Consider the following 13,054-nt stretch of genomic DNA (forward strand, 5'->3'; position numbering starts at 1 on the left):
ATTCTTAAATGTGATTTGTTTGCCAAACGATAGATGACAAATTCCTGAATAATGAAATATTATTCTTATTCTGTGTATAGTTAACCTCACCCGACATGCCTTTTTATACCCGCTGCTTGCTACAAATAAGCTGTCTTATACAGTTGTCTTCTTTCGCTCTCCAGGCACAACCCACCGACCGGCTGCTGCCCGGTCGTCTGAAAACGCTCGACTCGACCCTAACCTACCTGCATGAGCGGTCGTTGTTCAATGGGGTGGTTCTGGTTGCCGAAAAAGGGACCGTTCGCTACAGGAAAGCCTTCGGAACGGCCAACATAGCCACCAATGAACCGCTGACAATGAGTTCAGCTTTCAATCTGGCGTCGATCTCGAAGCAGTTCGTTGCCCTTATGATCATGCAGTTGCAGGAACAGGGGAAGCTCCGGTACGACGAACGTGTTCGTAACTACCTCCCCGATTTTCCGTATGACACGATCACAGTTCGGCATTTATTGACGCATACATCCGGCCTACCCGAGTACGATGCCCTCATGCAACGGTATGCCGGGCCGCTGGATACCCTGACAAATGCGGGAATGCTGCAACTACTGCGCCAGTACAAGCCAGCCCTGAGGTTTAGGCCCGGATCGCAGTGGGCGTATTCCAATACTGGCTATGTCCTCCTTGGGTCAATCATTACAGCACTGTCGGGTATGCCGGTGGAGCAATTCCTTGATCGGCAAATCGTTAAACCACTCAAACTGAAAAATACGTACGCCTATTATCTCAACAGTCAGACCATACCGCATAATCGGGTGTATGGGTTTGGGCGGGAGAGCGGCAGAAACGTATCCAATGACCTTGTTCGGCTGGACGGTGTCATTGGCGACGGGAATATCTACTCGTCGGTTGAGGATTTACTAGTCTGGGAACAGGTGCTGGCGACAGAGAAACTGGTCAGGCGACGGACAATGCAGGAGGCCTTCACACCGGTCGAACTGACCGGCAAACGTTCGTATCCGTACGGTTTCGGCTGGTTTATTGAAGATGGCGGGAAGATACTGGCGCATACCGGCAGTTGGGTCGGCTTCCTGAATGTGCTTGTGCGGTATGTCGATAAACAGCAAACGCTGATTGTGCTCAGCAACAGTAGCGAGGGAACGGCCCGGCGGGTGGCCCGCGACATTCTGGAAGGAAAAACGTTTACATTGCCCCAAACGAAACTCATCACGAACGTACGTCTTGTTGATGGAACAGGCACCCCGGCCCGGCAATCGGCCGTTCGCCTTCGAAATGACCGAATCTGGGAAACCGGCAACCTGACGGCTTTCCCGAACGAGCCCGTCACCGACGGACATGGCCTGGTGCTGGCACCGGGATTTATCGACAGCCACAGCCACCATGTGTCGGGGTTGAGTCGCCAACCCGATGCGCCTGCCGTTGTGAATCAGGGGATAACGACAATCGTGTCGGGGCAGGACGGCGGAAGCTGGGCGATGGATACCTTACAAGCCCAACTCAAGCGGCAACCCGTGGCGGTAAATATTGCGAGCTATACTGGGCAGGCTACCTTACGGCAGCAGGTGATGGGAGCCAATGGGTTGTACCGAACGGCAAAACCCGACGAGGTAACCCGCATGAAAGAGCTGTTGCGAATCGAGCTGGGCAAAGGATCGCTTGGGTTATCGACCGGGCTGGAGTATGAATCCGCCTTTTTTTCCAGCCGCGACGAGGTCATACAACTGGCACAGGTAGCCGCCGATTCGGGCGGGCGGTACATGAGCCATATTCGCAGTGAGGATATTTCGCTGGACGATGCCCTTGAGGAAATCATTCAGATTGGGCGAATCACAAAGATGCCTGTTTTGATCTCCCACCTTAAAATTGCCCTGCGAGACAAATGGGGGCAGTCGACCCGCATTCTGGCCCAACTGGAACGCGCCCGCGCCGAGGGCATAAACATCACCGCCGATTGTTATCCGTACGATTACTGGAATTCGACACTGCGGGTACTTTTTCCAAAACGGGATTACACAAACGCAACCAGCGCCGAATTTGCCGTCAGCCAGCTCTTTGACCCCATGCAGTCGGTGCTGGTTCGATTTGCGCCAAACCCGGGCTATGCCGGAAAAACGGTTGGCGAGGTAGCCACGTTGCGTCACGAAAACCCTGCTCAAACGCTGATGGCGTTGATTGGCGATGCGTCGGCCTACGCGAAAAACAACCCCGGAGCCGACGGTATAGAAGCCATAATGGGGAAGTCGATGAATGAACCGGATGTAGCTAATTTTCTGGCCTGGTCCCATACAAATATTTGTTCCGATGGGGCCAACGACGGGCATCCACGCGGGTATGGCGCATTTACCCGCGTATTGGGGCGGTATGTGCGCGACCAGAAACTCATGCCGCTCGAAACCGCCATCCAGAAAATGACCAGCCTGACGGCCGAACACCTTGGCCTGACCGACAGAGGACTGATTGCCCCCGGCTATTTTGCTGATTTGGTACTATTGAACCCCAATACCGTGCAGGATAACGCCCGTATCGGCAACAACAAAGCGTTGTCCGACGGCATTGAAGCCGTTTGGGTGGCCGGGCAGCTTGTGTACCAGGGGCAAAAAACCACCGGTGCACATCCGGGCGTTTTAATTCGGCGGAAGTGACCGCAGATCGTTAATTTTGTCGGATAAAGTCCGGGTAAGGCAGTCGGTTTATGGAGAATAGTCTCATAGCACCCCGTAAACCGATTGCCTTGAGCCAAGCACTGTAAACCGAATACGCATTTTGATCCCTGCTGTTGACGCCCTGTTAAAAGACATCCGTAATAAGCGGATTGCACCTGTTTATCTGATTCATGGGGATGAACCCTATTACCTCGACCGAATTGCTGAAGAACTGGAAAAAGTGGCGGTGCCCGTTGCCGAACGTGGATTCAACCAGTTTGTCCTCTTCGGGAAAGAGACCGATGCCGGAGCCGTTCTGAACTATGCCCGGCGTTATCCATTCATGGCAGAGCGCCAGCTAGTGCTCGTTAAAGAAGCTCAGCAACTGAATGGCATCAACGATAAGTCGACCCAGACCCTGTTTGAAGACTACGCCCTGAATCCGCTGCCAAGTACGATCCTGATGCTGTGTTACGTAAAGGAAGACGGTAAGCCGGGACTCGACGAGCGAAAAGCTTGGGTAAAGGCGTTCGGAGCGAAAGGAAAGCTGCTGGGAGTTAAGAAGCTGTACGATAACAAAATTCCGGATTGGGTAGGGGAGTACTGCCGGGAACAGGGCGCCAAAGTTAGCCCGAAAGCCTGCCAGCTCCTGGCCGACCACATTGGCAATGACCTCAAGCGGCTGGCGGGAGAAATTGATAAAATACTGATCAATCTCCACGTTGGGGAAGAAATTTCTGCTTCTACTGTAGAGCGACTGGTGGGCATCAGTAAGGAATACAACGTATTCGAGCTCCAGAAAGCCCTCGTGCAACGCGATGTGGTGAAGGCCAATCAAATCGTCGATTATTTCGGTCGTAATCCAAAAGACAACCCATTGGTTGTTATTCTGGCGCAATTGTTTGGCTATTTCAGCAAAGTAATTCTGGTGCAGGCCTCAAAAGACCAGACGGATAAAGGGCTGGCCCCACTGCTGGGCGTCAACCCATTCTTCGTTAAAGATTACCTCTCGGCCGCCCGCACATTTCCGCTTCCAAAAGTAGCCGCCATCATCAGCGCTATTCGTCGGGCCGACGCCCGTAGCAAAGGCATTGACTCGCCAACCATGAACGAAAGCGATATTCTTCGCGAGCTGGTGTTCGAGGTGCTGCATTGACCTGGTTGTGTACAGGACCGTATCTTGCCGTCCAGCCGTTAGGCTAAAAACCTGATGAGTTTTACCATCTCCTTTTAGCCTGACAGCTGAACAGCAGGATGCTGCTCCGTACCCAGATGTGGCAAATTTGTTCTAATAAGTCGTCTCGTTAGGTACTCTTATCCATTTTGTCTAATATTGCAACAATGTTGCATTAATGAAGTTAAGTAGTCAGCATTAAAGGACTACGGCCTGACAAATGGGTAGTTTGAATAGAATAAGTATATTACTTGGGTTGTGGGTAGCCACAGGTTCGGGGTGTCTGGCGCAGAGCAGCACCTGCACCGGCGTGCTGAAAGGGCAAATTCTGGGGCAGGAAAACCGCGAGCCACTGGTTGGAGCGACTCTTTACGTTCGGGAGTTGAAAACCGGTGCCGTTGCTGACTCAGCGGGTTATTTTCAACTCGGTCAGCTGTGTCCGGGAAATTATACCATCGACTTCCAGTTTGTTGGGTACAAAGTCACGACACAATCAATCGTTATCAGGCAGGAACCGCTGGTTCGCCTAAATCCGGTTTTGTTGATGCCCGACAATCAAACCCTGCAGGAGGTTGTCGTAACGGAACACCGGTCCGAAGCTCAGCAACTCCTTCAAACACAGGTTAGTTTGTCAGGGGCGGCTCTCGATCAAACCAGGGGCCAATCGCTGGGTGAGAGTTTGAAGGCACTCACTGGCTTATACGCCATCCAATCCGGCCCCAGCATTTCAAAGCCGGTCATTCACGGGCTTTACAGTAACCGAATAATAATTCTCAACAATGGCATCCGGCAGGAAGACCAGCAATGGGGGAGTGAACACGCGCCCCAGGTCGACCAGTTTCTGGCGTCCCGACTGACGGTGATCAAAGGGGCGGCCAGTATCCGCTACGGTTCCGACGCTATTGGCGGGGTTATTTTAGTAGAGCCCAGCGCCATGCCCACCCGGCCGGGCATTCAGGCCGAGGTAAATCTGGTTGGAGCAACGAACGGGGGCATGGGTGTGGTATCGGGTCTGGTAGAAGGGGCCTTCGATAAAAAATTCGCCGGGTTAAGCTGGCGATTGCAGGGAACCCTGAAACGGTCGGGCTACGTCAAAACACCGAACTATTATCTCGAAAACACCAGCTACCACGAAAACAACTTTTCCGGTGATCTGCATTATGACCACAAGAATTTTGGTGTCGAGTTGTTTTACAGCCAGTTCGATACGAAAGTGGGCCTGTTTACGGGCGCACAGGTGGGCAGTCTGGCCGATTTATACACTGCCATCAGCCGGTCTGAACCGCTGGTTCAGCCGAATTTTTCCTATGCATTGAACCGACCTTATCAGGCTGTTCAGCATGACTTGTTTAAAGGGCGGGCTCATCTACATCTGCCAAAGGGGGGCACGCTGACCGCTACCGTTGCCCGGCAGCAAAATACCCGCCGGGAGTATGACTTTGTCTCGTTCAGCGGTATAACGACGCCCGAATTGTATCTGAAACTAGTTACCCATACCGCCGATCTGGTTTGGGAACATGCACCTATTAAAGCGGAAGCCAGAGGCCGTGCGGGTCAATGGTCGGGAAGTGTAGGTTTTAACGGGATTACACAAGGTAACGTGCGGCAATATCTGTTCCTGATTCCTAATTTCCGGAATTACGGTGCCGGACTGTTTGCCATTGAACGCTACGCGGTGGGACGTCTGACCCTGGAGGGCGGGTTACGGTATGATTACCGCTGGTTACGGGCCTACTTCCTCGATGAAGTTACCAAACAAACCTATTTTACCACCCATAACTGGCAGAATGCCAACGGATCGCTGGGGATAGCCTACCAGCTCCGACCCGACCTTACTCTAACCGGCAACGTCAGCACTGCCTGGCGGGCTCCCAATGTCGCGGATTTATATTCCAACGGCCTGCACCAAAGCGCGGTAGCCTACGAGCGGGGTAATCCCAACCTACGCCCGGAACAGGCTTTAAATAGTAACCTGGTGCTGGCTTATGCCGGGAAGCGGCTGAGTGGAGAAATTGGCGTTTATAACAATCGGATCGAAAATTACATTTACCTCAAGCCCGATTCGGTACCCATTGTCCGGCAGCGGGGCGCTTTCCCGTCGTATACCTATAACCAGGTTCGGGCCACGTTTCGGGGAGTCGATGCTACCCTGACTTATAAATTTACCGATCAGTTGGCGTTCACGACAAAAAACTCGCTGCTATTCGCCTATAACCAGACCGACCACGACTACCTCGTTTTCATCCCCGCCAACCGGTCGGATAATACGCTGCGTTACGATTGGGACCGGTGGGGCAAGTTCGCCAAACCCTACCTGTCCGTGACGGGCTTGTACGTATCCCGACAAAACCGGGCGCCATCCGTAACCACCCGACAGGAGAACGGGGCGGTCATCTTCACCGGTGATTTTGCCCCGCCACCACCCGCCTATTTCCTGCTGGGGGCCGAAGTGGGGTTCCAGACTCAGCTCGGGAAGCAGCCCATGAGTGTCATCCTGAGCGGCACCAACCTCGCCAATGTCGCTTACCGCGATTACCTGAACCGGTTCCGGTATTTCGCCGATGAGCCGGGGTGCAACATCATGCTCAAAGTGAAACTACCGCTGGCGTTTCCCAAAAGGTCTTAACCCGTTTTCAGTGCTTATTAACAACCTGTTTCACAATAAACCTCAACTACAATGACGTATACCCGGAAACCGTTACTTTTTATCGCTTTCCTGACGCTTTTTGCCGGAGCCTGCAAAAATGACGAAGAGAATGTAGCCCCAACGGACGATAACGAAGCGATTACCACAGCCACGCTTACGCTGACAAACAAAGCAGTACCTACCGAAATTGTCACGGCGACGATTGATAATCTCAACACCACGGCCGATTTCAGTAAGGCAACGCTGACCTTAAAAGCCAATACCACCTATACGGGCGTGGTGACACTGCTGGATAAAACAAAAACCCCTGTACTCGATGCGACGGCAGAGATCCGGGAGAAAGCGAATGAGCATCTGTTTGTCTACACCCCAAGCACGGGGCTGAATCTGACCGCTACGCTGACCGATAGAGACACGAATCCGGCACCGGGTCCCTATCCAATTGGCCTTACGACCGAAATGAAAACGGGTGCAGCTAGTTCAGGGAAACTGAAACTTGTCTTACGCCATCAGCCCGACACCAAGAATGGTACCGCCACCCCCGGTACGTCAGATTTGGATACAGATTTCACAATAGTGATTCAATAAACATAGTAAAGAAAATACAAGGCCTGATTCTTAACGAGTCAGGCCTTTGCGTTTTTAACTGTCTTGTAAGATAGCTCCCCTTATTCACTGGCGGCTAACTGCTGGATGATCCAGTCTATATATCACTGATTTTCGAAGGCAAACGGCTTCTCCTGCAAGAGAAAAGTATAATGGTTTTGATTACGCCAGGGAAGTACGAACCACACGCGTTGATCTGAACAGAGGCAGAGCAACTTATGACACTCTACATTGCAATTCTCACAAAAGGTATCTATGATTGTACCAAGCCTGAAAGGTCAATCCAATAGCGCCCATAGAAAGTGCACACTTAATGGTAAACAGTTGATAATTAGTAGGATTATCATTAAGTGACTTAACACACATTATTATGTTGGGTGAACACTTCATCATGTTTGCCGATAATCCATCGTTCGGGCGAAATCAAGCGCGTCTTCAAAGGCCAGATTTCGGTCGACAAACTGCGCTTGAGAGTTCGTTAAGTCCAAACGACTTAGTTACATTTCGGTTGATATTCAGTGCGTTAGAATTGGGTAAGTTTGAAAAAAGGCTGCGGTCGATATAAGGCGCTTGGGCGTTAGATAAACCTGTAAAAAGTAAGAAAAGCATCGGCTGAAAGTGGGCAACCGGGTGTTAGGCAAGCATAAAAAGTAAGGAAGGTATCAGCTAACTATTAAACTCAAATCTGATTATCATGGAATTCGATTTTATACCAAATCAGTATACAGAAAATTCAATTCCATCAGGTGGCATTTTTCCTGAGCGCTCCGAGTATCCTCATTCTGATATAATTGATGATACTTTGACTACTAATATATCCAAACAATTACATATTGAAATCATCCGTTTAGACAATAGATATTACCCTGTAAAGGGGCGAAAAAATGATCCTAACGAACGCCGAAGCCGAGTAACAGGTGTGCTTTTAGTAAATGGACGAGTAGTGACTGATACAATTGAAGATTATGATTATGGTTGGGATGATCATACGGCAGAAGCTGAAATGTTTTACTTTAAAGGCAGAGATGAAGGGAAGATTAAATATTTGGGAGTAAAGGATATTAGAACTAACATATCTTACACTGGAAGAGCCTCAATACCTACAGGCGAATATTATATAACGTTTGGTGGTGGTAAATTTGGCCCAGATGCTTTGATGGTATCAAAGAATGGAAAAGATGATCGTCTGCCCGGTTTTAATGGTGTGCGAATTCATGCAGGGCATCATAGTGGTTATAGCGTAGGCTGTATTTTAGTGGGAATGAGCAGAAACCTTGCAGAGAATCAATTAGAGACTATTGATACATTACCTTTTGATAAGGAAAAATTAAAAGACAAAAAAACCGGAAAAATTAAGGGCAATTCAACTTGGTCAGCCGATTGGCTGAAAGATTTACTAAGGAGCCATAATAATTGGGCAAGACTTACAATTAGGAGAAATTATTCAGCAGATTTGTGCTCAATAAAAGAACCTGATGAAGAATCTCTCGACTCTTTGAAAAAATATCGTAATAATATATTAATCCAGCATAATTTGGATTTAGACATAACAGTGAATAAAAACCAATTCGTTACTCCTCCTGCTTTAAATCCTTTTAAACCAATGCCTCATGCAAAACCAGGAGGCAAAAGGTAATATATTTTTGTAAATGAAGTTTTTCCGCTCCGCGTGGGATAGTTTTCCGCTGACAGGACTCTCGCCAAGTTGACAACGTCGGCAGCCCAACCGGCAAAGGATGTAAAGGTGGGGCTGAATCGTTCGACAATAGCAGCTTTCTCACCATCAGCCCTTTGGGTGCGGGTCCATTTTGCTGTAGTTGTTCTTCTGAAACCAAAAAAGATAACAAGAACGTAGAATTAGTAGATTATACGTTAGGAATGCAGGCATCTGATTCTGCCTTGCTGAAAGAAGTATTAGAAGCACCTTCGGCTCCAAAAGTCACGTTAAAAAAGTTTACCGAAGCGAATGTTGCCAAGTTTGTTATGGCATCTGTGATGTTCCAGCCGACGAAAATTATATCTGTAAAAAAAAGATGGAGATAGCTATATAGTTTCGTAAACCCGGCGCAATGAAGGACAAAGTTTCATGTACAAAGTCAAAATAGAATGCTATAGTGCCGTTTGGGCTAACATTGATGGTCGGTGGAGAGATAGTGCAGAAGATGAGCGAATAAAATATGTTGACGATGGTAAAAAACTTAAAATTATTCAGACGTTTAGTGATGGCTCGACTGACGAAAAAGAGTTTAGCAAATAGGTAATTTGAAAGGTGCGTCGTGTACGCTCCGCATGGGTAGGTTTCCGCTGACAATGACGCACGTCCCGAAAGAGAGTCTTCAGCCCAACATGACGGGTGTGTAAAGGTGCAGGGGGCTTGTGCTCAAGTAAGTTTTCTAATCACCATCAACAGCCGTGGTGGTTGGTGTGTAAGCAAGTAAATAAACAAACGCCGTGTTAGACTCCGACCAAACTACCTTGAATATGCAGGAGAGTATCATTGAAACCTCTCAAAAAAGATTTGGTACAAAACGGCCAGAGGTTATGGTAGAAAAAATCAGAAATACCCCTCGTAGTTATATAGGGTTGAAAAAGATAATCGACACGGTAGTTCAATAGACACTGCAACCTTGAAAGCGTATTTGGAAAGCTTATAGGTTGAGTGCAGATTAACATTTTGGCGATGTTTAATAAATAAGTAGCCTAGATAGAGACCGACTTAGAAAAAAGGATACAAGAAGCTAAAACCCAAGAAAAGGAAAGCTTTGTAGTTAGCCTATTACAACAAACTGATTTTGACGAAATAAAGATTATTACTCTTACAAACGTTTCGGTTGAGTTTGTGAAAAATATTCAACAAAAACTGATAGCTAACAAATAATGGCAGTAGTCGGCGACCGGATGCACGTCCCAAAGTCAACTTTGACAGCCCAGCATCCCATGTGTGTAAAGGCTCCTACGCCCACCATCAACACCTGCGGGTGTGGGATGGAAATTACAGAATGTGCTCGTTTGTGGGCATGCACAAGCTTAATGGCCATCTGAGTTTGTCTTCACCCTCAGCAAGCCAACTGTATCACGGTGTTAGCCAGATTGCCTGAATACTGGACCCAACTGACTGGCCATTTGTTGCGAGTGGGGTGGATAGTGCCATCGTTGCAGAGGGCTTATCAAAGAACTTTATCGGTGCTTAGATGGTCCCACTGCTTAACCTGGTCAATTAGTTTTCTCAGGGCTAGCTTACGTCGAATTTCACTAATCCGCTCAGTGCTTGTACCAGCGGGTTGGGTTGTTCGGATTTGTGAATGAGAACGTGCCGAATAGCGACCTCGTCAAAAGGGGTACCATCGGCATGTAGGATGGGTTTCGAAAGCAATTCCGGCTCCTGCCGTAAATCCAGTGAAGCGGGAATGAACGCAATCCCCTTCCCCAAACGAACCATACTCTTCAGCAACTCAAAAGAGGGCACGTGCTGCACGATGTTCGGTGCGCGATCGACGTTAGCCCGACGGCAGATCTCCTCCGCCTGGCCAAAAAACACGCCAGCCTCCCGTCCCACATCGATCCACTTCTGGTCGTGTAATTGTTCCAGCCGGATGCCCGTTTGGGTGGCCAGAGGGTGGTTCCGATTCGTTAGAATAGTATAATTCGTTTTAGCATAGGTTTTAGCTTCCAACCCTTCCCGGACTAACGGCAGCACTGTCATTCCCAGGTCGACCCGGTCGGTAGACACCCATTCCTGTACCTCAACCGTATTGGCCAACTCGACCAGTTGGACTGACAGGGCAGGAAAGTGGGTGGCAAACAGCTCCATCATCCCCACAATTCGTTCGGGTAGAATCAGTTTGAAGATCCCCAGCCTGACAGTGGGCTGATCGATCCCTACCTGCCGAACAGTTTGAATAGCCTGCTCACTTAATTGCAGAATACGTTTGGCATCGATCAGAAACAGGGCACCGGCCTGGGTCAATTCTACCTGATGCCATTTGGTGCGCTTGATACTAACAAACAGATCCACGCCCAACTCACCTTCGAGCAACTTGATTTGTTGACTCAACGCCGATTGACTAACAAACAGCCGCTTGGCCGCATGGCCAAAGTGCAGAGCTTCGGCTACGCCCACAAAGTACTTCAATTGCCGAAATTCCAAAGTTGATTCACCGATGTTGTGCCTATAACTAGTGAAGCAACCAACGTAATTAGTTTTACTTATTACCAGTTTAGAAAATAGAATTAGATAATTTAAAGGAAATTGCCTTATCTACGGAGATAAATGCCAACGATCAAAAGATCAGCCAGATGGACAGCGTAAACAGACGTGATTTTTTAACCCGATTAACATTGGCTACCGCAACGGTGAGCCTGCCCCAGTATGCTTTTTCGTTCAACGGGAGAGCCGATGAGTTTGTTACTACCGATACGACACATGGGAAACTGCGGGGAATACGAAAAGACGGTGTCAACCTGTTTCGCGGTATACCCTACGGTGGCCGGATTTCGGGCGATCGACGGTTCCGGCGGCCTGCTCCGCTTGACCCCTGGACGGGCGTTCGCGATGCGCTGGAATTTGGTGCACCGGCTATTCAGCCGCCCCGCAGGAATGAGCCAGCCCCGTCGGAAGACTGTTTGTTTCTCAACGTCTGGACGCCCGCGAATGATAATCGGAAGCGGCCCGTAATGTTTTATAGCCACGGCGGGGGCTTTGTCATTGGGTCAGGCGCATCGGGGGGACAGGATGGATCGAATCTGGCCCGAAATTTCGATGTCGTCGTTGTCGAGACGAACCACCGGCTAGGTTTACTTGGGTTTCTTTATTTGGATGAACTGGCGGGTGCCGACTATGCTGGCTCGGGCAACATGGGCATGCTGGATATCGTCGATGGACTGAAATGGGTTCATGACAACATTGCCCGGTTTGGGGGCGATCCTTCGAATGTGATGATCTGGGGAGAATCGGGTGGTGGCGCTAAAACCTCCTGTTTATACGCTATGCCTTCGGCTGCTCCTTATTTCAACAAAGCCTCCATTGAAAGCGGACCGGGGGTTCGGATGACCTCAAAAGAGACAGCCGCTGAAACAACAGCCATGCTGCTAAGAGAACTGAATATTGCCCCTAAAGACTGGCGGAAACTGCTGGATATTCCCGCATCCGAGCTGTTAGTCATGCAGGGGAAATTGCCTTTTGCCCCGCCATTTCAAGAGAAAAACAACCGGAAATCCCTGATGGAACGTAGAGCGGGCGGTTTTTCACCGGTAGTTGACGGAAGGGTATTGCCGCATAACCCCTTCGATCCGACGGCCCCGGCTATCTCCCGCAACAAACCGTTACTGGTTGGCTGGAATGAAGATGAATTTACCTTTTTCGCCTGGGAGCGTAAGGATACCGAATTTGCCAAACTGACATTCGAGACCTTGCCCAAACGGTTGGAAGCGCAATTTGGTGAGGATACCGCCAAAATTATCGATACCTACCGGAAAGCAAACCCCAATGCGACGGCTCCGAATGTTTTCATTGCCGTTTCGTCCATAACGATGATGGGACTGGGCTCGGTCGATATTGCCGAAAAGAAAGTCAAACAGGGAGGGGCACCCGTTTACCTGTACAATTTTGGCTATAAATCCGAGAAGCTCATTCCCGGTACCGACTACCCCATGGGGACACCCCATGCCATGGACATTTCGTTTAAGTTTAACAATGAAATCCCTCCCCGTGACGGTTCGCAGCCTAAAGAGAGCTTCTTTGGAGGAAACAAGCCGGAACGATTTACGGCGTCGCACCACTTCGCGGAATTATGGACGACGTTCGCCCGTACGGGTAAACCGGCTGCCAAAGACGTACCTGCCTGGCCTGCCTACAACCTCAAGGCTCGCCCAACGATGCGGATCGATGCCGAATGTGAGATAATCGATAACCGGTTTAGCCAGGAACTCGCCATGTGGCGGTCCATTGGCAAGTTATAACGCCAGGCTGATCCCGCCGTCCATCTC

General features: G+C 49.5%; 7 protein-coding genes. 6 read left to right on the plus strand and 1 reads right to left on the minus strand.

Going from position 1 to position 13,054, the window contains the following annotated elements:
• Positions 1–143: 143 nt before the first annotated feature.
• The 5 genes from NT073_RS17500 to NT073_RS17520 all read left to right on the plus strand — a co-directional run bounded on the left by NT073_RS17500 (position 144) and on the right by NT073_RS17520 (position 8,705).
• Positions 144–2,642 (plus strand): serine hydrolase, encoded by a 2,499-nt coding sequence (locus NT073_RS17500; RefSeq protein ID WP_297375918.1) that lies wholly within the window; start codon positions 144–146, stop codon positions 2,640–2,642.
• 121 nt (positions 2,643–2,763) lie between these two features.
• Entirely contained in the window at positions 2,764–3,798 is a 1,035-nt protein-coding gene (gene holA / locus NT073_RS17505; RefSeq protein WP_297375920.1) for a DNA polymerase III subunit delta, read from the plus strand.
• Between the two features lie 238 nt (positions 3,799–4,036).
• Positions 4,037–6,442 (plus strand): TonB-dependent receptor, encoded by a 2,406-nt coding sequence (locus tag NT073_RS17510; RefSeq protein ID WP_297375922.1) that lies wholly within the window; start codon positions 4,037–4,039, stop codon positions 6,440–6,442.
• 51 nt (positions 6,443–6,493) lie between these two features.
• Positions 6,494–7,051: a hypothetical protein gene (locus tag NT073_RS17515; RefSeq protein ID WP_297375924.1), complete on the plus strand. Its 558-nt coding sequence runs from the start codon at positions 6,494–6,496 to the stop codon at positions 7,049–7,051.
• Between the two features lie 712 nt (positions 7,052–7,763).
• The gene (locus NT073_RS17520) at positions 7,764–8,705 is read left to right on the plus strand and encodes a DUF5675 family protein (protein WP_297375926.1); all 942 of its coding nucleotides are present in this window, start codon (positions 7,764–7,766) and stop codon (positions 8,703–8,705) included.
• 1,596 nt (positions 8,706–10,301) lie between these two features.
• Here the strand turns inward: NT073_RS17520 and NT073_RS17525 are convergent.
• Positions 10,302–11,216, minus strand: a complete 915-nt coding sequence (locus tag NT073_RS17525) for a LysR family transcriptional regulator (protein ID WP_297375928.1) — start codon at positions 11,214–11,216, stop codon at positions 10,302–10,304.
• 191 nt (positions 11,217–11,407) lie between these two features.
• Between NT073_RS17525 and NT073_RS17530 the strand changes: the two genes are divergently transcribed.
• Positions 11,408–13,027: a carboxylesterase family protein gene (locus NT073_RS17530; RefSeq protein ID WP_297375930.1), complete on the plus strand. Its 1,620-nt coding sequence runs from the start codon at positions 11,408–11,410 to the stop codon at positions 13,025–13,027.
• Positions 13,028–13,054: the final 27 nt, after the last annotated feature.

Source organism: Spirosoma sp. (assembly GCF_026391055.1).
Classification (GTDB): domain Bacteria; phylum Bacteroidota; class Bacteroidia; order Cytophagales; family Spirosomataceae; genus Spirosoma.